This window comes from Cognatishimia sp. (assembly GCF_049116455.1).
Taxonomy (GTDB): domain Bacteria; phylum Pseudomonadota; class Alphaproteobacteria; order Rhodobacterales; family Rhodobacteraceae; genus Cognatishimia.
In genome coordinates this window covers 527,822-547,902 of sequence record NZ_JAGDYW010000005.1, presented here as the reverse complement: position 1 = coordinate 547,902, position 20,081 = coordinate 527,822, and the positions used below count along the sequence as shown (strand labels likewise).

Below are 20,081 nucleotides of genomic sequence, written 5' to 3'. Positions count from 1 at the left end.
AACCCGTAGGAACCCGTCCGTAGATTTACGTAACGTGCTAGGCGCGGCGGTTTGGATTGGATAGGCTGGCTTTATGATTTTATCGCGCGGACGTCGTTACATCTTTGTGCATATCCCCAAGACGGGGGGGACATCTTTGGCATTGGCCTTAGAGGACCGGGCCAAGAAGGATGACATTATGTTGGGCGACACACCGAAGGCTGCGAAGCGGCGGCGGCGCGTCAAAGGTGTTCTCGCAAACGGCCGACTTTGGAAACACTCTGGCCTGTCAGACATTGAAGGTCTGGCAACGCGTGAAGAGATCGAAAGCTTTTACAGCTTTGCTTTGGTCCGCAATCCATGGGATCGCTTTGTCAGTTACTATCATTGGCTGCGAGAGCAGGGGTTTGAGCACACTGCAGTTCGCCTGTCTAAGGCGCTGACATTTAAGGAATTTTTATCGCACCCTCACACGCAGGCTTCGCTCGAGGGATCCCCATTTGTGCGTTACCTGACGGATATGCGTGGGGTGGAGCAGGCAAAGCTCTATATCCGGTTGGAGCATTTTAATGAGGACGCTCAGCCGTTGTTTGAACACTTGGGATTTGAGCTGGAATTGCCGCAGGTCAATCGATCTGAACGGGACAGCGATTATCGCAACTATTACGACGAAGAAGATGCCGCCCTATTGGGCGACATCTGTCGGGTCGATATTGACCGGTTTGGCTATCGTTTCGACTAATACGGCTGGATCAATCAGGCCGCTTTAGCCGGGGCGAACCGCTCGTAGAAGGTTTCGGTTTTGTCTGCCATATCGCGCAGGAGTTTCGGGCAGGCAAAACGCGCTCCGTATTTCTCTTTCAATGAATCACATTGTTGGGCAGCCCAAGCCGCTCCGACGATATCAAGCCATGCAAATGGTCCGCCAGACCATGGGGCAAAGCCCCAGCCAAGGATCGCCCCGACGTCGCCTTCGCGGATATCTTCCAGTACGCCTTCTTCGAGCGCACGGACGGCTTCCAGCACTTGTGCGAACATTAGGCGGTTTTGCACTTCAGTGACATCGGGTTGATCCTGAAGGCGTTCATACTGCGCGCCGAGGCCTGACCAGTAGCCCTCACGTTTGCCTTTCTCGTCATAGTCATAAAAGCCCGCTTTGACCTTGCGGCCAAGACGTTCTTCGCCTTCCATGAAGAAGATCACGTCATCGACGGCACTATCGGGGTAGGTGTCTCCCATCGCGGCTTTGGTGGCACGCGCGATCTTGGCGCCAAGATCAACCGAGGTTTCATCGACCAACTGGATTGGACCCACCGGGAAGCCTAGGAGCTGCGCGGAGTTATCAATCAGGGTAGGGGCTACGCCCTCGCCAATCATGCGAAGACCTTCGTTGATGTATGGGATGATGCAGCGATTGGCGTAGAAAAAGCGCGCATCGTTGACCACGATTGGCGTCTTTTTGATCTGACGCACAAAATCCAGCGCCTTTGCCACGGCCTTGTCGCCGGTTTCTTTACCCTTGATGATCTCAACCAGCAGCATCTTCTCAACAGGAGAGAAGAAGTGAATGCCAATGAATTGATCCGCGCGGCTTGAGGCTTTGGCGAGTTCGGTGATTGGCAGAGTCGAGGTGTTGGAGGCAAAGATCGCGTCCCTCGGGATCACGGCCTCGACCTTTTGGGTCATTTCCGCCTTCACCTTTGGATCTTCAAACACCGCTTCAATGATCAGGTCTACATCTTTGAGAGCATCTAGGTCTGTGGTTGCGTCGATACGCGACAGCATCGCTTCCTTTTGCTCAGGGGTCGCCTTTTTACGCGCAATGCCTTTGTCGGCAAAGGCTTCGGTATAAGCCTTACCACGATCTGCCGCTTCTTGGTTCTGGTCGATCAACACGACTTCGATACCGGCCTTAGCAGAAACCAATGCAATACCGGCACCCATCATGCCTGCGCCTAGAACACCAACTTTTTTGACCTTCTGATCTTCAACCGCCGGGCGGTTCGCGCCTTTTTCCAATGCCTCTTTGTTGATAAAGAGGCTGCGGATCATCGCGCCAGAGCTTGGGTTCATCAAAACATTGGTGAACCAGCGCGCTTCGACTTTCAGCGCGGTATCAAACGGCACCAATGCGCCTTCATAGACCGCACTCAGCAGGGCCTTAGCTGCTGGAAATGCGCCCCAGGTCTTGCCGTGCACCATTGCAGAAGCCCCGACATAGGTCATGAAACCGGCTGGATGGTAAGGCGCGCCACCGGGCATTTTATAGCCTTTTTCATCCCAAGGTTTGACAAATTTCGGTTCGGATAAAATCCACTCGCGCGCGGCTGCCATCGGGTCATCGCTGACCTCATCGATCAGGCCTGCTGCCTTGGCTTTTTTCGGATCGCTCAACTTGCCTTCCAACAAGAATGGGGCTGCCGCCATGGCTCCGAGTTTACGGACAAGACGTGTTGTGCCGCCAGCTCCGGGGAAAATGCCAACCATGATTTCTGGCAAGCCAATCTTGGCCTTCGGGTTGTCAGCTGCAAAAATTCGGTGCGTCGCCAATGGGATTTCCATGCCAATGCCAAGCCCGGTTCCCGGCATCACACAAGCCACAGGTTTGCCACCTTTGTTGGTCTTAGGATCCATACCCGCGCGCTCAATTTTGCGCAGGATGCGGTGCATGTTCATAATGCCGTCAAACAGGCCCTTCGCTGGGTTGTCACCGGCCATCTCTTTCATCTTGGCGATGATGTTGAGGTCCATGCCACCCGCAAAACTTCCTTCTTTGCCAGACGTGATGATGATGCCTCTGACCTGCTCATCGGCAAGGGCTTCATCCGTATATTTATCCAACTGTTCAAGTGCCTCAAGGTTCAGCACGTTCATGCTTTTGCCTTGGGTATCCCAAACCAAAGTTGCGATGCCATCGGCATCAATATTCATAGTAAAATCAGTCATTTTCACCTCCTGTGAAGGGGCTGCCGTCTTTATGGGTGAAGTCGTAAGTCCCGTCTTGAACGGTCACTTTCATGTCGATATCGCTGTACCATGCGGTTTCAGTCGCAGTGCGAGAGCCGATGATCAGAAACCGCGCCTCAGAGCTGGAGTTGTTCACCACGTAATGTCCGTTCGCGTCCCCGGCCGGAAAGGCCGCGCATTCGCTAACTGTTAATTCGGTTTCACCGAAATCATCTACAAGCTTGCAAGTCCCAGAGATGACCATCATGAATTCGTCTTGCTCTTCGTGCCAATGGCGCAAGCTCGATTTGGCGCCGGGCTGCAATATCGTGATATTGGCGCCGAACTGGGTGATGCCACCTGTGTCGCCGATACGTTGGCTTGATCGTCCCTGCATTTCTTCGCGGAATTGTTCGGGGTAACCCGAGCCGGTTTGGATCGGGATTTTTGTCAAATCTATCTTAGGCATCAGACGCGCTCGATAATGGTTGCAGCACCCATGCCAGATCCAATGCAGAGCGTCGCCAAGCCGGTTTCCTTGTCTGATCGTTCAAGCTCATCCAGCAATGTGCCAAGGATCATGGCCCCTGTCGCGCCCAATGGGTGCCCCATGGCGATCGATCCGCCGTTCACGTTCACTTTCGCTGGGTCAGCGTCAAAGGCCTGCATGAAGCGCATCACAACAGAAGCAAAGGCTTCGTTGACTTCAAAGAGGTCGATATCGCCGATTTCCATACCACTTTCGCGTAGGATTTTCTGGGTCACAGGGACGGGACCGGTCAACATGATGGTCGGATCCGTACCGATTTTAGCAGTCGATTTAATACGCGCGCGCGGCTTTAGCCCCATACGTTCGCCGTATTCCTTGTTGCCGATCAATAGAGCGGCTGATCCATCCACAATACCAGAGGAGTTCCCGGCGTGGTGGATATGCTCGATCTTCTCGAGATGCGGGTATTTCATTAGCGCGATCTTGTCGAAACCGGGCATGAATTCACCCATGTCTTTGAACGACGGTTTCAATGCACCAAGTGATTGCATGTCCGTTTGTGGTCGCATGAATTCATCATGGGCTAGGATCGGTAGGCCGTTGATGTCTTCGATTGCAATCACGGACTTATCAAAATGCCCGGCATCCCATGCAGCCTTTGCGCGGCGTTGGCTTTCAACCGCCAGAGCATCAGCCTGATCACGCGTAAACCCATATTCGGTTGCGATAATATCGGCTGAGATACCTTGAGGAACAAAGTAGTTATCGATCGCGATGGATGGATCCACTGCAATGGCACCGCCATCCATGCCCATCGGTACGCGGCTCATGCATTCAACGCCACCCGCGATATAGGCGTCACCGCCACCGCCTCGCACTTGGTTTGCAGCCATATTCACTGCTTCAAGTCCAGAGGCACAGAAACGGTTAATAGAAACACCGGGAATGCTCTCGTCTAGGTCTGAGGCCAGCACGGCCGTCCGCGCCAAGCAGGCCCCTTGTTCACCCACTTGAGTGACATTGCCCCAGATCACATCTTCGACCGCGTGGCCTTCCAGATTGTTGCGGGATTTCAGCGCGTTGAGAACTGCCGCACTGAGGTGAGGCGCGCTGACTTCGTGCAAAGAGCCGTCTTTTCGGCCCTTGCCGCGCACGGAACGCACAGCGTCATAGATATAGGCTTCGGTCATGCTCTTCTCCTTAAAGGCCGCGGTCACTCGGGTGACCGGGCATCAAATCGTATGGGTGTTTCCAACCGGGGGTGGCTTCGATGTTTGAAAGCCATCGGTCGATATTGGACCAGTCCTTGCGGTCAAAGCCGAAGGGTTCTGGGTAAAAGAGGTAGCCACAGCAGGAGATGTCGGCATTGGTGAGGTTGTCCCCAACCATCCAATCTCGGCCCTCCAAGTGGCCATCCAAAACCTTGTAAGCTGCTTTCAGACGACCCTGGAGGAAGGCAATAGCTTCCTTGGGGCGTTTGTCCTCTGGCAGAAAATTCATCAAGAAGCGGGTCACGCCGTTCTGAGACGAAAGCTTATGGTTATCCCATAGAACCCATCGCAGAATTTCATAGCGTTCCGTATCGTCTTTACCGCCAAACTTCCCAGACTTGTCAGAGATGTACTGCTGGATCACGCCGGACTGTGAAAGCTTCACATCCCCATCCACAAGAACCGGCGCTTCCCCCATCTCATTCACGTTGCTCAAATACTCTTCGCTGCGAGCTTCGCCTTTGAAGAAATCAACAAAGACCGCTTCCCAAGGCAGGCCAGAAAGTTCCAGCGCAAGCGCGGCTTTATATGCGTTGCCACTTTCGCCAAAACAGTAGAGTTTTAAGGTCATTAGGTGCTCCCAAAATGCATCTGTATGCCGGAGTTTAATCCGCCATTTCTAAATCAGCGTTTGCGCGCTTCGAGTTCCAGATTGAACCGGCGCAATCGCTGCGCCAGCCCTTCTTCGTCTGTGATGGCGTCGAAGTTTTCAAAGAGAAAAGACAGCGCTTCGCCTTCATCCAATCCGGCCTCCTGAGAAAACCGCTTCAAACGCCGATAGGCATCTTCGGTCATGGCGATGGGCATGCGGCGGGTTAGGCGAAAGCGCTTTGGCATGTTTTCTCCTTAGAAAGCTTCGGCATCCAGGGCCATGACCGTATCAGCGCCGCTTTCAATGCGGGCTAGATGCATGGCCGTAGCCGGTAAGCGTCGTGCCATATAGTAACGCGCTGTTGCCAATTTGGTCTCGTGGAATGCCACGTCGGAAGTACCAGATGCAATTGCATCCAAGGATGCGTGTGCCATGCGGCCCCACATCAGGCCCAGACAAACATGACCAAAGAGATGCATGAAATCGTAAGATCCGGCCAAAGCATGGTTCGGGTTCTTCATGCCATTTTGCATGAAATACATGCCGGCTGCCTGCAGGTGCTTGCTCGCGGTTTTCAGCGGCGCGATGAAATCTGCCATGGCTTCATCTTCGCCATGTTCCTTACAGAAGCCTTTCACTAGGTCAAAGAACGCCATGACGTGCTTGCCGCCATCTTGCGCCAGTTTACGACCGACCAGATCAAGTGCCTGGACGCCATTCGCGCCTTCATAAATCATGGTGATGCGCGCATCGCGGGTGAACTGGCTCATGCCATGTTCTTCGATGTAACCGTGACCGCCATAAACCTGTTGCGCTTGCACCGTCATGTCGTAGCCTTGATCGGTCAAGAACCCCTTGATGACCGGGGTGAGTAGGGACACCAGACCGTCGGCGTCTTTATCATTAGACCGATGCGACTGATCAATCAGTTGAGCCCCCCAAAGCAGGAAGGCACGACCACCTTCAATAAAGCTCTTTTGATCCATAAGCGCGCGGCGAATGTCTGGGTGGACAATCAGCGGGTCGGCAGGGCCTTCTGGGTTCTTCGCTCCAGTTACATCACGACCTTGCAAGCGGTCTTTGGCATAGGCCACGGCGTTCTGATAGGCCCCTTCTGCTTGGGACAGGCCTTGCATGCCAACACCAAGCCGCGCTTCGTTCATCATAGTGAACATGGCGCGCATGCCTTTATGTTCATCCCCAAGCAAATAGCCGGTTGCTTCGTCGTAGTTCATCACACAGGTCGAGTTGCCGTGGATGCCCATTTTCTTTTCGATATTGCCAACGGAAACACCGTTGCGAGCGCCTAAAGATCCATCTTCGTTGACCATGAATTTCGGTACGATGAAGAGAGAGACGCCTTTGATGCCATCGGGGCCGCCAGGAATTTTCGCCAGCACCAGGTGGACGATGTTATCCGCCATGTCGTGCTCACCAGCCGAGATAAAGATTTTCTGCCCAGAAATCTTGAAACTGCCATCATCCTGTGGCTCAGCTTTGGTGCGCATCAGGCCCAGATCCGTGCCGCAATGCGGTTCGGTCAGGTTCATGGTGCCGGTCCATGCGCAGCTGACCATGTTCGGCAAATAAGTTGTTTTCTGCTCGTTCGTACCATGCGCCAAAATAGCAGAGGCGGCGCCATGGGTCAGACCCTGATACATGGTGAACGCCTGGTTTGCGGCAGAAAACATTTCGCCGACCGCTGTGCCCACCACCGCAGGCATATTCTGCCCGCCGTAATCTTCCGGCATATCCAAACCGGTCCAACCGCCTTCTTTCACTTGTTCAAAGGCTTCTTTGAAACCTTTGGGCGTATAGACCACACCGTTTTCCAGACGACATCCTTCTTGATCACCAACCACATTCAAAGGCGCGACAACTTCGCTATTAAGCCGTCCAGCTTCTTCGAAAATCGCATTTGTGAAATCACGATCCAGATCGGCGTAGCCCGGGGTATCGGATTCGCTGACTTTCAGAACATCGTGCAACAAGAACTGCATGTCTTTTGTAGGCGCTGTATAGGTGGGCATAATCGTCTCCGGAACAGGTTATTCAGCTGCGCGCTTGGGCTGGCTTAGCGAGGAAATCATCTTTTCCCCCCACTTCATTTGCTCTTTCAGATCTGCGATCGCCTCGTCGAGTTCTTCGCGTTGGCGTTCCATATCCGCGAGGCGTTCGTGGGCGATGTCATAGGTGCGGCTGAGCTGGGTCAGCTGCTGGTCGCCCATGTCGTATAGGTTCAAAAGTTGGCGGATTTCTTCGAGCGAAAACCCAAATCGTTTGCCGCGCAGGATCAGTTTCAAACGTGCACGATCGCGGCGGGTAAAGAGGCGTTTCTGACCTTCTCGGATCGGAAACAAGAGTTCTTTGGCTTCATAAAACCGCAAAGTACGTGGTGTGACACCAAAGGCGTCACACATTTCGCGGATGGTCATATAGTCTTCAGTCATCGGTTTCCCCTCTCATCAACCCCCGCACTGATCTCCTCAAATCAGCAGGGGCATCCCAAGTCTCATCTGAGACCTGTTTCTTTACGTTTACGTAAGTTCGGTATTGCGTCAATTGTAGCCTTACGTAAGCTTTCATCACGTAAACTATTAACATTTCCCTAATTTGCGAAAAAATTGGAGAAATGACGGGGTGTTTTTCGATTTAAATCAGGAATTTAAGGAGGGCGCGCAATCGCACTACACAATTTTGTGACGTTACGGACATTCTCGAGGAAAGCCCGTGCACGACTGGCTATTTCAGTGAGTTTGCGGTTTCCGCACGCAATTCTTCCAGCTCTTGAATGGCCTCGGCGAGCTGGTCGCGTTGCTCATAAAGCTGGGTCAATTGTTCGTCCGCCATCTCTACAAAGGCTGACATTTGCGCTTCGCTGCCTTCTTTTTCGTAGATTAAAAGCCACTGCCGCAACTGTTCTAATTTCAGGCCAAATCGGCGGCCGCGAATGATCAATGTCATTCGCGCAACTTCGCGTGGGCCATAATACCGAGATCGCCCTTCGCGCTCAGGTGCGAGGAGTTCGATATACTCATAGTAACGCAATGTTCTTGGCGTGACGTCAAATTTCGCGCACATTTCCTTAAATGTCAGACGCTGCGTGGTCATAACAAATTCTCCCTTGCAGCAAACTTATGCGGAGTGTTCAAAGAGAGCAACAGGTCAGGTTGTTCGTTTCGTCACGTTCTTAAGCGTGTAAAAATGTAGCAGTTCAGAAAGGCAAGCCATTGAGCTCTGAAGATTTAAAGGTTGCCCAGCAATTCATTGAGGCCATCCCCCATGCCAAAGCATTGGGGATGGTGATCACTGAAATCGCTGGCGGCAAAGCGCAGCTTGAAATGGATTATGATCCAAGGTTCATTGGGGATCCTGATACAGGCGTGATTTCCGGAGGGGCTATTTCCGCGCTGATGGATACCTGTTGCGGTGCTGCCGTCATGAGCCATCCCCAAGTGAACGGGGCAACGGCCACGATTGATCTGCGTATTGATTATATGCGTGCGGCCAAGCCAGGGGAGCGTATCGTCGCGGTGGCCGAGGTTTATCATTTAACCAGAACCGTCGCCTTTGTGCGCGCCAGATCATATGACAACGATCGCGAAAACCCGGTGGCCACAGCCACAGGGGCTTTCACTGCGGAGAAAAAGGCATGAACAGACCACGCCCGGAACCGGTTCAAGTTGTGAAGCAGCGCCGTGATGCAGCGCTGAACGCTTTGGTTGCCAGCATCCCGTATTGTGATTTTCTTGGCATTCATTTTGAACGTCGCGGAGATGAACTGACCGGCATAATGCAGTTTCAGGAGACCAATATCGGCAACCCTATCCTGCCGGCAATACATGGCGGCGCGACGGCAGCCTTTCTGGAAATTACCTCGCTGATTGGTCTGCGCTGGGCCACGCTTTGGGAGGATATGGAAAGCGGCACGTTATCTTTGGATGAGCTTGAGAAAGGCAATCTCCCACGGCTACCCAAAACCATCGATTTCACGGTGGACTATCTACGTTCAGGTCTACCGCGCGACGCCTATGCGCGCGCGCGGGTTAATCGCTCTGGGCGGCGCTATGCGTCGGTGCATGTCGAGGCATGGCAAGATCGGCGTGAGCAGTTGATTGCGCAGGCGACCGGACATTTTCTGATGCCAGCACCTTTGGCTGACTGATCATCACATGTCGTCACAGATAGCCCGGCCCCCCGAGGTCACTCATCGCCGCATCTTGAAAGTTGCCTTACCGGTGGTGTTGTCCAATGCCACTGTGCCGATATTGGGCGCTGTAGATGTCGGCGTGGTTGGTCAATTGGGCGAGGCGGCTCTTATTGGGGCCGTCGCCATGGGGGCGATTATTCTATCGTCGATCTACTGGATATTTGGCTTTTTGCGCATGGGAACGGCTGGGCTCGTTGGACAGGCAGCCGGGGCCGAGGATCATGCAGAAGTTTCGGCCATTCTTACGCGGGCCTTTTTAATTGCGGGTGTTGGGGGCTTGCTGCTGGTTCTATTGCAAATCCCGATATTTGCATTGGCTTTTGTGCTATCGCCTGCTTCGCCTGAGGTTGAAAGCCTTGCGCGAGACTATCTGCAAATCCGCATCTGGACAGCACCTGCTGCGATCGCGGTCTACGCCGCCACGGGTTGGTTGGTCGCGATGGAGCGCACAACTGGCGTGTTTTGGGTTCAGTTCGTGATGAATGGGATCAACATCTTACTGGATTTGTGGTTCGTGTTGGGCCTCGGTTGGGGCGTTGAGGGCGTTGCCATCGCAACGGTTATTGCAGAATTAGCGGGTGCGGGGCTGGGCATATGGCTTTGCCGGGACGCTTTTGCCAATGTTGCGTGGCGCAGTTGGGGGCGGGTGATTGATCGCGCAAAGCTGATCCGTATGGGTCTTTTGAATGCCGATATTTTGATCCGTTCAGCGCTCTTGATGGCCATTTTCTCAAGCTTTGTTTTCCTGGGCGCTGGCTTTGGCGATGTAACTTTGGCTGCCAACGAAGTCCTGATCCAATTCACCTACATTGTAGCCTACGCGATGGATGGTTTCGCCTTTGCGGCCGAAGCGCTGATTGCCCGTGCCATCGGGCAGGGCAACGTGCGACGCCTGCGCAAATCGGCCCTGATGTGTTCTTTCTGGGGGGCTGTAACTTGCACCAGCATGGCGCTTTTCTTTGCGATCGGAGGGCCATGGTTGATCGACGTGATGGCCAAATCCGCCGAGGTTCAGGCCGATGCGGGAGTCTATCTGATTTGGATGATAGCCGCACCAATCGTTGGCTGCGCCGCGTGGATGTTAGACGGTATATTCATCGGTGCCACACGTGGCTCCGATATGCGCAACATGATGATCGTTAGCAGCGTTGTTTATGTAATTGCAGTTTTGGTCCTGATCCCAGCCTTTGAGAACCACGGCCTGTGGGCTGCGTTGCTTGTTTCTTTTGCGGTGCGTGGCGTGACGCTAGGAATGCGCTACCCCGCATTGGAAAGGTCTGTCGTAACTTAAAGGATCTCCAGAACGCTTTCTGGAGGACGTCCCAAACGGGCTTGCCCACCCGCGATCACAACAGGGCGCTCGATCAGTTTTGGCACTTCGACCATTGCAGCGATCAACGCGTCCTCATCCGTGTCATTGCTTAACCCACGCTCTTTGAACTCTGCCTCGCCCTTACGCATCAGATCGATGGCTGGGATGTTCAACATCTTTAAAACGGCACGGATTTCAGCCTCGGTGGGGGCATCTTCAAGGTACTTACGGATGGTGACCGGGCCTTTTTCTTCAACCAGTGCCAATGTTTGACGCGATTTTGAGCAGCGTGGGTTGTGCCAAATTTCAGTCATAGCCAGTCCTCTCGTTTGCTGCCAATGGCTTCGGACACATTGCCAAAGCTATCGCGCGCCAGCAATTCATCCAGACCGCGTACAATGTCTTCGACCATGGAGAGACCACCGTAAACCAACACCGTATAAAGCTGCACGACAGATGCGCCGGCGCAGATTTTGGCATAGGCTTGATCGGCGTTAGAAATACCACCCACACCCACCAGAGGCAGTTTGCCTTCGGTGAGCTTGGACAGTTGCGCCAGCACACGCGTGGATTTCTCAAACAAAGGCGCGCCAGACAGGCCGCCCTTTTCGCCACGATGTTCAGACAGCAAGCCGTCGCGATCCAATGTCGTGTTGGTCGCGATGATGGCATCGAGGCCGCTCTCTATGGCCACTTCAGCAATCTCGGCGAGCTCGGTTTCGGTCAAATCCGGTGCGATTTTCAGGAAGACAGGAATTTTGCGTTCAAGGCCAGCGCGGGCCTCCATCACGCCAGCCAGTAGTGCAGAAAGAGCCGCTTTGCCCTGCAAGTCGCGTAGTTTTTCAGTGTTCGGAGAGCTGACATTGACGGTTGCAAAATCCAGATGCGCGCCGCAATGGGCGAGGACCTTGGCAAAATCTGCAGCGCGATCATCAGAGTCTTTGTTAGCTCCTAAATTCAGGCCAATCACAGCATCCCTTGGACGCTGGGCCAAGCGTGCGGCAATGGCTTCCATTCCGTCATTGTTAAACCCAAAACGATTGATGGCCGCGCGATCCTTAGTCAATCGGAACAGACGCGGTTTCGGGTTGCCTGGCTGTGGGCGCGGTGTCGCGGCGCCGACCTCAAAGAAGCCAAAGCCTGCGCGCGAAAGGCCCAAGAGCGCTGTCGCGTTTTTATCAAATCCCGCAGCAAGACCCACAGGGTTTGGCAGTTCCATTCCTGCAAAAGTAGTACGCAGGCGCGGGGAAGTCACGAGGCCCGGATTGGCTGCAGCGCCCAGTTGTAGCGCTTTGATTGCCAGACCATGAGAGGTCTCTGGATCGATCTTATGCAACAGTGGCATGCCGATTTTTTCTAGAAAGTTCATGCGCCTGCCTCCGCTGGGAACTGATGGACGCCATCAACGAGTGGTAACGGCTTGGCCCAAAGCACCTCATCAAGGCGCATGTCGCGATAGAGATGCGGGAACTTATCGCCTCCACGAGAGACCTCCCACTTTAATGCGCGGCCGAGATCATCCGCCTCTAGCGCCAATAGCCAAAGACCTTCTAAGCCCGAAAAATGCTTCGCGGCGGTTTCAGCGGCCTGTGTGGCGGTAGAGAAATGAACAAAGCCATCGGCCAGATCAATCGGCGCGCCTTGGGTGGCGCCATCGGCTTGGAACTGGGCCCATTCATCGGCCCGCAATATCTTGAAAATCAGCATGAGGCTGACATGCCTGTCCATTGTGCATTGGTCAAGTAATAGCGCGCTGTCATGATCCTGTTACCGCCACAACTTTAGTTTCCGCGACAAGAGTTTTGACTCAAGGGTCAAAATTGTGTCCAAATCACTCCGATAACAATAAAGGGGAGTTCCGATGTTCATGCGATTTCTAACCAGTGCTGCCGCGCTAGCAGTGACAGCTGGCATGGCGTCAGCCGAATATAAGCTGACCATCTTACACACAAACGACATCCACAGCCGGATTGAGTCGATCAACAAATATGATTCCACTTGTAACGCCGAGGGCGAAGCAGAAGGCAAATGCTTTGGTGGCGTTGCACGTATCAAAACTTTGATCGATGCAAAACGCCAAGAGCTGGCGGGTCAGAACTTCTTGGTTCTGGACGCAGGTGATCCGTTCCAGGGTTCATTGTTCTACACCACTTATAAAGGTGAAGCCGAAGCTGAATTCATGGAGCAGATCGGCTATGATGTGATGGCGGTGGGCAACCACGAATTTGACGACGGCCCAGCTGGCCTCGAAAAATTTGTAGATACGGTTTCCTTCCCTGTGATTTCCGGCAACTTGGATCTGACTTCTGAGCCACTGCTGAATGGCAAGGTCAAAAACCACGTTGTGTTGGAAGTGGGCGGCGAAAAGATTGGCATCATTTCAGCTTTGGCCGTTGATACGGTCGAAACCTCTTCTCCGGGTGATAATGTTGTCTTCCAAGATGAGATCGACAGTCTGAAGGCCGATGTCGCCGCTTTGGAAGCAGAAGGTGTGACTAAGATCATCGCGTTGAACCATGTTGGTCTGGCGAAGGACCTGGATATTGCCGCAAACGTTCCGGGCCTTGATCTGGTTGTTGGCGGTCACTCGCATTCATTGCTGTCTAACACTTCTGATCGCGCGGCGGGGCCATACCCGACCATGGTAGGCGATGTTCCGGTTGTGCAGGCTTATGCCTATTCAAAATACGTGGGTGAGATCACCCTGACTTTTGATGACGCAGGCAATGTGACTTCTGCGGCAGGTGAGCCGATCCTGCTGGATGCCTCTGTCGAACCAAATGCTGCAATGATCGCGCGTGTTGCTGAGATGGGTGCCCCCATTGAGGAAATGAAACAGCGCGTGGTCGCGGATGCGGCCGACGTCATCAACGGAGACCGCAATGTGTGCCGTTTGCAAGAATGTGGCATGGGCAACCTTGTGGCTGATGCCATGCTCGACCGCGTCGCGGATCAAGGTATCACCATTGCAATCCAAAACTCTGGTGGTCTGCGCGCATCCATCGATGCAGGTGAAGTCACCATGGGAGAGGTTCTGACTGTTCTGCCATTCCAGAACACGCTGTCGACCTTCCAAGTGTCTGGTCAGAGCGTGATTGATGCGCTAGAAAACGGCGTGAGCCAGATCGAAGAAGTGAAAGGCCGCTTCCCTCAGGTTGCGGGTCTGAAGTTCACTTTTGATGCTTCGGTTGCGCCAAATGAAGGCCGTATCCAAGAAGTGATGGTCATGGACGGTGGCGCTTGGGTGCCAATCGATCCGGCGAAAACCTATGGTCTGGTATCAAATAACTATGTGCGCAATGGTGGCGACGGTTACAAAATGTTCCGTGACGCTGAAAACGCCTACGACTTTGGCCCTGATCTGGCCGATGTCACCGCGGAATATATCGCGAAAAACGCGCCATATTCTGCTTACACAGACGGTCGTATCACTCAGAAGTAAGCTGATGTTCTAAGAAGATGAAAAGCCCGACCTATTGGTTGGGCTTTTTTTATGAGGCCCGCTGAAGCTGCTCTAAAATCTCTCGGGCCGCGTTATCGATCCGCCGTGAATGCTGGTAACTGTTTTGGACCAATGCGACGACATGATTGGATTTTGGATCGATCGTGAGCAGCGCGTACCACATGGAATTTGATCCGTTGTGCCAAAAGACATCACCTTGACGCACCCAACCAAGTCCATAATTGGACGCGACTTCGGTTCGCATCAGGGCCGATGAAGGCTTTGACAGAAAGCCAAGCCGACCCTCGTTTGCCGCCTTTAGATGGGCCTGCCCATATGTGACGAGGTCTGGCAGGGAGAGATGCAACGTGCCCGCAGGGCCAAGCCAAGGTGGGTTATCTGATGTTCCGGTTTTCGGATCGACTGACGTGCTGCGGAACAATGTGCGTCGATGCCCACGCGGATCTCTATCACCCTCTGGGGCTCCGAATCCAAGACTTTTCAATCCCAAAGGCTTTGCAATCTCGGAAACCACCTGAGCCTCCCAAGGCGACCCGGTTATTTGCTCGAGAATATGGCCTGCAAGCATATAGCCTAGATTTGAATACAGGTGTTGCCCGCGCTCATGCGGCAATGCATTGGCCATATAGGGCTTAAGTATATTGAACCTGCCGACATCCGGGGCCTGATCCCGCCACAAGGACAGCTCATTCATCGACGGATTTGCTGCGATGCCGCTTGAATGGCTGAGTAGGCGTCGCATGGTCGTGGCCCGCACTTCGGGATGCACTGTCTTTCGATCAACCAGATATTCACTGATTGGGGCATCCAAATCTAATGCTCCCCGTTCAACCAGCTGCATCGCCATAGTTGCAGTAAATGTTTTTGTTATCGATCCAATATGCCAATTCGCATCTACTGGAACTCGTTGTTTGGAACCGTTCCATAGCGGACCTTGAACCCGGAGCTCAGGAGATAACCCATGCTGGGAATAGGCCAGACCAGTTGCAAGCTTCGGTGTGCGGCCTGCAAGTTTATTAAAAACAGTATCAATCAACGGAAACCCAATCAGCCAAAGAACTTTAATAAGATCGCTTTGTTCTATGTTGGTGCCATAGCCTGCATTTCAAGAAGCGTTTGTAAGGCTGGCGCTGGCTTTCTCAATTTCCTAAACTCGCGCTATGGACCATCCACTGATCGACCTTATCAACCAGAAAATCTCCGAAGCTGAAGCTGACGGTGCATTTGACAATCTTGAAGGGCAGGGCAAGCCCTTGCCGCAAGTTGATGATCCCGAAAACGCTTTGCTGAACCGTCTGGTGAAGGAAAGCGGTGGTGTTCCTGAATTTGTCTTGCTTGGTCGCGAGCTACAAAAGCTACGTGATGAATTACGAGATACAGGAGATCGCACCCGTCGTCAGGACATACTGAAAGAGATGTCGATAATGGAAGCGCGCATTGATATCGCGCGCAAGGCACATCGGTGATTTTGACTGATTATCAAACGCTTTAAGTAAGTGCATATGCTGTTTTTCTATTGGTCAACGGACTGCCTCAGGGTTTAGTGGTTTCAGTCCAATAAGGGTGCCCTCATGACGAATACCTACGCCACGCCACCGGGAGGATTGCCGCCCCAGAAACCATTCGGTTCCAGTCGAGCGGTGTTTAATGAGGCCTACGTTTTTTTACCACAACGCGTGATGACCGATATTGTCACGTCGAACCTGCCGCATTGGACCAACACGCGGGCTTGGATCATCGCGCGGCCATTGAGTGGATTTGCCGAAACCTTCGCGCAATACATTATGGAAGTGGCTCCGGGGGGCGGGAGCCTGCTACCGGAACCCGATCCGCATGGGGAGGGTGTCCTTTTTGTCGTGTCAGGCAGTGTCTCTTTGGCGATCAATGGACAAGCCTACGCTTTGAGCGTGGGCGGGTATGCCTTTCTTCCGCCGGGATGTGACTGGAAATTACAAAATGAAACGGAAGCGAGTGCCTGTTTTCATTGGATACGGAAATCATACGAACAGGTTGAGGGGATCGACATCCCAGAGGCCTTTGTCATCGCCAACGAGGCAGACATTACACCGACCGCGATGCCAGACACCGAAGGGCGCTGGGCGACGACGCGCTTTGTCGATCCGGATGATCTGCGACACGACATGCACGTGAACATCGTGACATTCGAGCCGGGCGGGCTGATCCCGTTTCCGGAAACTCATGTGATGGAACACGGGCTTTATGTGCTTGATGGGGAGGCGGATTACCTGCTCAATCAAGACTGGGTGCATGTGCAGCCAGGCGATTTTATGTGGCTGCGTGCCTTCTGCCCGCAGGCCTGCACGGCAAAAGGCTCCTCCCGTTTCAGATACCTGCTTTATAAAGACGTCAATCGCCACCCTAAGCTGCGGTGAGACTGGCTTTGTAACCCATACAATCTGGGGCTGGTCATTTCTGGCGAAAGCCGTTGAAGTGCCCTTAAGCGCAGTGATTGCAGGAGTGATGACATGTCTGAGCGTAAAATTCGCATATTCATCAATGGGTTCGGCCGCATTGGTCGCACAGTTTTGCGAATCCTGACGCAGACGAACGCCCATCCAAACTTCGAAATTGTCGGCATTAACGACATCGAGTCTTTGGAGGCTTGTGCATATCTATTTGAATATGATTCCGTGTTTGGTACCTACAATGGTGATGTCGAAACGGATGCGGATGCGCTGATCGTCGATGGCCAGCGTTTTGCATTCCACAGTGCCGAAGATATCGCCACCTTGGATCTGTCAGGTGTGGATATCGTGTTGGAATGCACCGGTATGACAGGCAATCGCGCCGTTGTTGAACGCGGTTTGAAAGCCGGGGCTGGCAAGGTGCTGATCTCGGGGCCTAGTGATCAGGCGGATGTGACCATCGTGATGGGTGCAAATGAAGACGCGCTGGAAAATCAGCAGATAGTCTCTAATGCGTCTTGCACGACCAATGCGCTTGCGCCGCTTATGAAGACTTTGGATGAGGCCTATGGGCTGATAAGCGGGCATATGACAACAGTGCATTGCTATACCGGTTCGCAGCCCACTGTCGATAAACCTCGTGGCAATTTAGAGCGTAGCCGCGCGGCGGCTTTGTCGATGGTCCCAACCACAACAAGTGCGCAGAAGATGATCGACCGCGTTTTGCCGCATCTAGAAGGCCGTGTCGAAGCCCGTGCGATCCGTGTGCCGACGGCCTCGGTCAGTGCAATTGATCTGACGATTCAAACCGAGAAACCGGTGACAAAAGAGAGTGTGAATGCACATCTTCTAAAGGCTTGCGAGGCCGGAGTTCTGGGACGCACCAGTAAACCTTTGGTATCTACGGATCTGCGTATGCGTCCGGAATCCTTGGTGATTTGCGAACGTGAAACATCCGTTTCTGTCGGTGGGCTGCTGCGGGTCTTTGGCTGGTATGACAACGAATGGGGCTTTTCATGTCGCTTGCTCGACGTGGCGAAACGTATGGCAGAGAAAGGTTGACGATGACTCAGAATGCATTGATCTTGATCGATATTCAGCGTGGATTTGAAGCTCCGGTCTGGGGTGCACGCAACAACCCGCATGCGGAAGAACGCGCAGGGGACTTACTGGCGTACTGGCGCGCGCAAGATCGACCGGTTGTTCACATTCGGCATGTCAGCGTTGAACCGGGATCTCCTCTGTCGGGGGCTGGGACTGACTTCAAGCCAGAGGTCACGCCCTTGCCTTCAGATGTGATATTCGAGAAATCGGTTAATTCAGGATTTATCGGAACGGGCTTGCAGGCCCATCTGGAGGAGATCGGTGCGACCGAACTCACAATCTGTGGACTGACCACGCCGCATTGTGTTTCGACAACCACGCGTATGGCCGCCAATCTTGGATTTACTGTCAATCTTGTCGAGGACGCCTGCGCGGCTTTCGCGTCCAATGCTGATACTAGCTTTGATGATGGACCTGCGTTAACCGCCGAAGAAATTCACCGAACCGCCTTGGCACATCTTCATGGTGAATTTGCGAGGGTAGTGCAAAGCGACGTGTTGCTTCAGGCATAAAAAACCCCGCACTTGGCGGGGCTTTTTTTTAATTTACTTACGCTTTTTGGGCGGCATCAGATCAGTGATTGTGCCTTCAAACATCTCAGCTGCGAAGTTCACGGTTTCCGATAAGGTCGGGTGCGGGTGAATGGTGTGACCCAGGTCCACTGCGTCCGCGCCCATTTCGATCGCCAGCGCAACTTCGGCGATCAGATCGCCAGCATTCGGACCAACGATACCTGCGCCGATCACACGCTCATGCTCGTCAAACACCAGCTTGGTGATGCCTTCGGAACGACCCAGTGACAGGGAGCGACCAGAGGCCGCCCATGGGAAGACGCCTTTGCCAACTTTTACGCCTTCAGCCTTCGCCTGCGTTTCGGTCATGCCAACCCATGCCACTTCAGGGTCGGTGTAGGCCACGGATGGGATCACGCGCGCATCAAAGAAACGCTTTTGGCCGGCTGCAACTTCCGCTGCTACTTTGCCTTCGTGTACGGCTTTGTGCGCCAGCATAGGTTGGCCCACCACATCGCCAATTGCGAAGATATGGGACTGACCCGTGCGTTGCTGATTGTCGACCGCTATAAAACCGCGTTCGTCTACCGCAACACCGGCTGCTGCGGCGTTGGTTTTTGCGCCATTTGGGCGACGACCAACCGCAACAAGCACCTTGTCGAAGGTATCGACGGTCTCGCCATCTGGGCCTTCCATGGTGACTTTCATACCAGCATCGGTCGCTTCAACAGCGGTGACTTTGGTTTTGGTCAGGATGGCTTCGTAGCGGCCTTCGATGCGTTTCTGCAAAGGCTTTACGATGTCTTTGTCAGCACCAGGAATGATCTGGTCCATGAACTCAACGACGGTCACTTTCGATCCCAGCGCGTCATAGACAGTACCCATTTCCAGACCGATAATACCGCCGCCCAGAACCAGCAGACGCTCTGGAATATCTTCCAGCTCCAGCGCGCCAGTGGAATCGATCACACGAGGATCGTCATGCGGGATGAACGGCAGAGTGACAGGCTCAGAGCCTGCAGCAATGATACATTGATCAAAGCTGACGGTGGACTTTGCACCATCGTTGTCGACTTCGATCATGTTCGGGCCAGTGAATGTGCCGTAGCCGTTCACAACCTGAACCTTACGCGCCTTGGCCAAACCGCCTAGACCGCCGGTCAATTGATTGACTACGCTTTCTTTCCAACCACGCAGCGCGTCCAGGTCGACCTCTGGCTTGGAGAATTTCACACCGAAATGTGCCATTTCTTCCGCCTCGGTGATCACTTTCGCGCCGTGCAACAAGGCTTTGGAAGGGATACAGCCAACGTTCAGGCAGACACCACCGAGGGAGCTGTCTTTCTCGATCAGAACAACCTTTTTGCCAAGGTCGGCTGCGCGGAATGCTGCCGTGTAACCACCCGGGCCAGAGCCCAGAACCACGACTTCTGCATGTACATCACCAGCGCCAGACACTGTACCGGTTGGCGCAACGGCAGTAGGCGCAGCGGGTGCTTCGGCGGGAGCAGGTGCTTCCGCTGCAGTTTCAGCTTCCGCACCGTCCAATACTAAGATCAGTGAACCCTCAGAAACATCGTCGCCTTCGGCAACTTTGATTTCCTTGACCACGCCTGCGGCTGGGGAAGGCACTTCCATTGTGGCTTTGTCAGATTCCAGCTCGATCAGCGGGTCCTCGACGGCAACGGTGTCGCCGACTTCAACCAGGATCGATACCACTGGGACGCTGTCGAAATCACCAATATCAGGGACTTTAACTTCCATTGATCTCTCTCC

The 20,081-nt window shown here is 53.6% G+C and carries 22 protein-coding genes; 9 read left to right on the top strand and 13 right to left on the bottom strand.

Going from position 1 to position 20,081, the window contains the following annotated elements; translation table 11 throughout:
* Positions 1-73 precede the first annotated feature (73 nt).
* Positions 74-721 carry a sulfotransferase family 2 domain-containing protein gene (locus tag JXQ85_RS14610; protein WP_421749684.1) on the top strand — a complete coding sequence of 216 codons (648 nt, stop codon included), beginning with the start codon at positions 74-76 and terminating at the stop codon, positions 719-721.
* A 14-nt stretch (positions 722-735) separates the two neighbouring features.
* Here JXQ85_RS14610 and JXQ85_RS14605 read toward each other — a convergent pair whose 3' ends face one another.
* The 8 genes from JXQ85_RS14605 to JXQ85_RS14570 form a co-directional block, all read right to left on the bottom strand.
* Positions 736-2,925 carry a 3-hydroxyacyl-CoA dehydrogenase NAD-binding domain-containing protein gene (locus tag JXQ85_RS14605; protein WP_421749683.1) on the bottom strand — a complete coding sequence of 730 codons (2,190 nt, stop codon included), beginning with the start codon at positions 2,923-2,925 and terminating at the stop codon, positions 736-738.
* Positions 2,918-3,394 (bottom strand): cupin domain-containing protein, encoded by a 477-nt coding sequence (locus tag JXQ85_RS14600; protein ID WP_421749682.1) that lies wholly within the window; start codon positions 3,392-3,394, stop codon positions 2,918-2,920. The genes JXQ85_RS14605 and JXQ85_RS14600 overlap by 8 nt, the downstream gene beginning before the upstream one ends.
* Positions 3,394-4,605, bottom strand: a complete 1,212-nt coding sequence (locus tag JXQ85_RS14595; RefSeq protein ID WP_421749681.1) for an acetyl-CoA C-acetyltransferase — start codon at positions 4,603-4,605, stop codon at positions 3,394-3,396. The genes JXQ85_RS14600 and JXQ85_RS14595 overlap by 1 nt, the downstream gene beginning before the upstream one ends.
* Positions 4,606-4,615: 10 nt before the next feature.
* Entirely contained in the window at positions 4,616-5,257 is a 642-nt protein-coding gene (locus JXQ85_RS14590; RefSeq protein WP_421749680.1) for a glutathione S-transferase family protein, read from the bottom strand.
* A 53-nt stretch (positions 5,258-5,310) separates the two neighbouring features.
* On the bottom strand, positions 5,311-5,523 hold the full coding sequence (locus JXQ85_RS14585) for a hypothetical protein (protein ID WP_421749679.1): 213 nt from the start codon (positions 5,521-5,523) through the stop codon (positions 5,311-5,313).
* A gap of 9 nt (positions 5,524-5,532) precedes the next feature.
* Positions 5,533-7,308, bottom strand: coding sequence for an acyl-CoA dehydrogenase C-terminal domain-containing protein (locus JXQ85_RS14580; RefSeq protein WP_421749678.1), 1,776 nt, complete (start codon positions 7,306-7,308; stop codon positions 5,533-5,535).
* 18 nt (positions 7,309-7,326) lie between these two features.
* Entirely contained in the window at positions 7,327-7,728 is a 402-nt protein-coding gene (locus tag JXQ85_RS14575; RefSeq protein WP_421749677.1) for a MerR family transcriptional regulator, read from the bottom strand.
* Positions 7,729-8,020: 292 nt separating this feature from the next.
* Positions 8,021-8,389, bottom strand: a complete 369-nt coding sequence (locus JXQ85_RS14570; RefSeq protein WP_421749676.1) for a MerR family transcriptional regulator — start codon at positions 8,387-8,389, stop codon at positions 8,021-8,023.
* A 119-nt stretch (positions 8,390-8,508) separates the two neighbouring features.
* On the opposite strand from JXQ85_RS14570, the gene JXQ85_RS14565 reads away from it, so the two are divergent.
* Genes JXQ85_RS14565 through JXQ85_RS14555 form a run of 3 tightly spaced genes read left to right on the top strand, consistent with a single transcriptional unit; the run spans position 8,509 to position 10,779 of the window.
* Positions 8,509-8,934 (top strand): PaaI family thioesterase, encoded by a 426-nt coding sequence (locus JXQ85_RS14565; protein ID WP_421749675.1) that lies wholly within the window; start codon positions 8,509-8,511, stop codon positions 8,932-8,934.
* Positions 8,931-9,443, top strand: a complete 513-nt coding sequence (locus JXQ85_RS14560; RefSeq protein WP_421749674.1) for a PaaI family thioesterase — start codon at positions 8,931-8,933, stop codon at positions 9,441-9,443. The genes JXQ85_RS14565 and JXQ85_RS14560 overlap by 4 nt, the downstream gene beginning before the upstream one ends.
* A gap of 7 nt (positions 9,444-9,450) precedes the next feature.
* Positions 9,451-10,779: an MATE family efflux transporter gene (locus tag JXQ85_RS14555; protein ID WP_421749673.1), complete on the top strand. Its 1,329-nt coding sequence runs from the start codon at positions 9,451-9,453 to the stop codon at positions 10,777-10,779.
* On the opposite strand, the gene arsC is transcribed toward JXQ85_RS14555, so the two are convergent.
* The 3 genes from arsC to JXQ85_RS14540 are packed head-to-tail and all read right to left on the bottom strand — an operon-like array spanning position 10,776 to position 12,507.
* Positions 10,776-11,114 carry an arsenate reductase (glutaredoxin) gene (arsC, locus tag JXQ85_RS14550; RefSeq protein ID WP_421749672.1) on the bottom strand — a complete coding sequence of 113 codons (339 nt, stop codon included), beginning with the start codon at positions 11,112-11,114 and terminating at the stop codon, positions 10,776-10,778. The genes JXQ85_RS14555 and arsC overlap by 4 nt on opposite strands.
* Positions 11,111-12,169 (bottom strand): quinone-dependent dihydroorotate dehydrogenase, encoded by a 1,059-nt coding sequence (locus tag JXQ85_RS14545; RefSeq protein WP_421749671.1) that lies wholly within the window; start codon positions 12,167-12,169, stop codon positions 11,111-11,113. The genes arsC and JXQ85_RS14545 overlap by 4 nt, the downstream gene beginning before the upstream one ends.
* The gene (locus tag JXQ85_RS14540) at positions 12,166-12,507 is read right to left on the bottom strand and encodes a DUF952 domain-containing protein (RefSeq protein WP_421749670.1); all 342 of its coding nucleotides are present in this window, start codon (positions 12,505-12,507) and stop codon (positions 12,166-12,168) included. Before JXQ85_RS14540 ends, JXQ85_RS14545 begins: the two co-directional genes overlap by 4 nt.
* Before the next feature lie 154 nt (positions 12,508-12,661).
* On the opposite strand from JXQ85_RS14540, the gene JXQ85_RS14535 reads away from it, so the two are divergent.
* Positions 12,662-14,242 carry a bifunctional metallophosphatase/5'-nucleotidase gene (locus tag JXQ85_RS14535; protein ID WP_421749669.1) on the top strand — a complete coding sequence of 527 codons (1,581 nt, stop codon included), beginning with the start codon at positions 12,662-12,664 and terminating at the stop codon, positions 14,240-14,242.
* 49 nt (positions 14,243-14,291) lie between these two features.
* Here JXQ85_RS14535 and JXQ85_RS14530 read toward each other — a convergent pair whose 3' ends face one another.
* Positions 14,292-15,299 (bottom strand): serine hydrolase domain-containing protein, encoded by a 1,008-nt coding sequence (locus tag JXQ85_RS14530; RefSeq protein ID WP_421749668.1) that lies wholly within the window; start codon positions 15,297-15,299, stop codon positions 14,292-14,294.
* 124 nt (positions 15,300-15,423) lie between these two features.
* Here JXQ85_RS14530 and JXQ85_RS14525 point away from each other — a divergent pair, with 124 nt between their 5' ends.
* The 4 genes from JXQ85_RS14525 to JXQ85_RS14510 all read left to right on the top strand — a co-directional run bounded on the left by JXQ85_RS14525 (position 15,424) and on the right by JXQ85_RS14510 (position 18,305).
* Positions 15,424-15,729, top strand: coding sequence for a DUF1992 domain-containing protein (locus JXQ85_RS14525; RefSeq protein WP_421749667.1), 306 nt, complete (start codon positions 15,424-15,426; stop codon positions 15,727-15,729).
* Positions 15,730-15,834: 105 nt separating this feature from the next.
* A complete protein-coding gene (locus JXQ85_RS14520) occupies positions 15,835-16,656 on the top strand; it encodes a bifunctional allantoicase/(S)-ureidoglycine aminohydrolase (RefSeq protein WP_421749666.1) in 822 nt (273 codons plus the stop codon).
* Positions 16,657-16,749: 93 nt separating this feature from the next.
* The gene (locus JXQ85_RS14515) at positions 16,750-17,751 is read left to right on the top strand and encodes a type I glyceraldehyde-3-phosphate dehydrogenase (protein WP_421749665.1); all 1,002 of its coding nucleotides are present in this window, start codon (positions 16,750-16,752) and stop codon (positions 17,749-17,751) included.
* Positions 17,752-17,753: 2 nt separating this feature from the next.
* Positions 17,754-18,305 (top strand): cysteine hydrolase family protein, encoded by a 552-nt coding sequence (locus tag JXQ85_RS14510; RefSeq protein ID WP_421749664.1) that lies wholly within the window; start codon positions 17,754-17,756, stop codon positions 18,303-18,305.
* Positions 18,306-18,338: 33 nt separating this feature from the next.
* On the opposite strand, the gene lpdA is transcribed toward JXQ85_RS14510, so the two are convergent.
* On the bottom strand, positions 18,339-20,069 hold the full coding sequence (lpdA, locus tag JXQ85_RS14505; RefSeq protein ID WP_421749663.1) for a dihydrolipoyl dehydrogenase: 1,731 nt from the start codon (positions 20,067-20,069) through the stop codon (positions 18,339-18,341).
* Between the last annotated feature and the right edge of the window lie 12 nt (positions 20,070-20,081).

Excerpts from the sequence above, each read along its gene's own strand:
- JXQ85_RS14610 (WP_421749684.1), top strand. The coding sequence starts at position 74 with ATGATTTTATCGCGCGGACGTCGTTACATCTTTGTGCATATCCCCAAG.
- JXQ85_RS14605 (WP_421749683.1), bottom strand. The coding sequence starts at position 2,925 with ATGACTGATTTTACTATGAATATTGATGCCGATGGCATCGCAACTTTG.
- JXQ85_RS14600 (WP_421749682.1), bottom strand. The coding sequence starts at position 3,394 with ATGCCTAAGATAGATTTGACAAAAATCCCGATCCAAACCGGCTCGGGT.
- JXQ85_RS14595 (WP_421749681.1), bottom strand. The coding sequence starts at position 4,605 with ATGACCGAAGCCTATATCTATGACGCTGTGCGTTCCGTGCGCGGCAAG.
- JXQ85_RS14590 (WP_421749680.1), bottom strand. The coding sequence starts at position 5,257 with ATGACCTTAAAACTCTACTGTTTTGGCGAAAGTGGCAACGCATATAAA.
- JXQ85_RS14585 (WP_421749679.1), bottom strand. The coding sequence starts at position 5,523 with ATGCCAAAGCGCTTTCGCCTAACCCGCCGCATGCCCATCGCCATGACC.
- JXQ85_RS14580 (WP_421749678.1), bottom strand. The coding sequence starts at position 7,308 with ATGCCCACCTATACAGCGCCTACAAAAGACATGCAGTTCTTGTTGCAC.
- JXQ85_RS14575 (WP_421749677.1), bottom strand. The coding sequence starts at position 7,728 with ATGACTGAAGACTATATGACCATCCGCGAAATGTGTGACGCCTTTGGT.
- JXQ85_RS14570 (WP_421749676.1), bottom strand. The coding sequence starts at position 8,389 with ATGACCACGCAGCGTCTGACATTTAAGGAAATGTGCGCGAAATTTGAC.
- JXQ85_RS14560 (WP_421749674.1), top strand. The coding sequence starts at position 8,931 with ATGAACAGACCACGCCCGGAACCGGTTCAAGTTGTGAAGCAGCGCCGT.
- JXQ85_RS14555 (WP_421749673.1), top strand. The coding sequence starts at position 9,451 with ATGTCGTCACAGATAGCCCGGCCCCCCGAGGTCACTCATCGCCGCATC.
- arsC (WP_421749672.1), bottom strand. The coding sequence starts at position 11,114 with ATGACTGAAATTTGGCACAACCCACGCTGCTCAAAATCGCGTCAAACA.
- JXQ85_RS14545 (WP_421749671.1), bottom strand. The coding sequence starts at position 12,169 with ATGAACTTTCTAGAAAAAATCGGCATGCCACTGTTGCATAAGATCGAT.
- JXQ85_RS14540 (WP_421749670.1), bottom strand. The coding sequence starts at position 12,507 with ATGCTGATTTTCAAGATATTGCGGGCCGATGAATGGGCCCAGTTCCAA.
- JXQ85_RS14535 (WP_421749669.1), top strand. The coding sequence starts at position 12,662 with ATGTTCATGCGATTTCTAACCAGTGCTGCCGCGCTAGCAGTGACAGCT.
- JXQ85_RS14525 (WP_421749667.1), top strand. The coding sequence starts at position 15,424 with ATGGACCATCCACTGATCGACCTTATCAACCAGAAAATCTCCGAAGCT.
- JXQ85_RS14520 (WP_421749666.1), top strand. The coding sequence starts at position 15,835 with ATGACGAATACCTACGCCACGCCACCGGGAGGATTGCCGCCCCAGAAA.
- JXQ85_RS14515 (WP_421749665.1), top strand. The coding sequence starts at position 16,750 with ATGTCTGAGCGTAAAATTCGCATATTCATCAATGGGTTCGGCCGCATT.
- JXQ85_RS14510 (WP_421749664.1), top strand. The coding sequence starts at position 17,754 with ATGACTCAGAATGCATTGATCTTGATCGATATTCAGCGTGGATTTGAA.
- lpdA (WP_421749663.1), bottom strand. The coding sequence starts at position 20,069 with ATGGAAGTTAAAGTCCCTGATATTGGTGATTTCGACAGCGTCCCAGTG.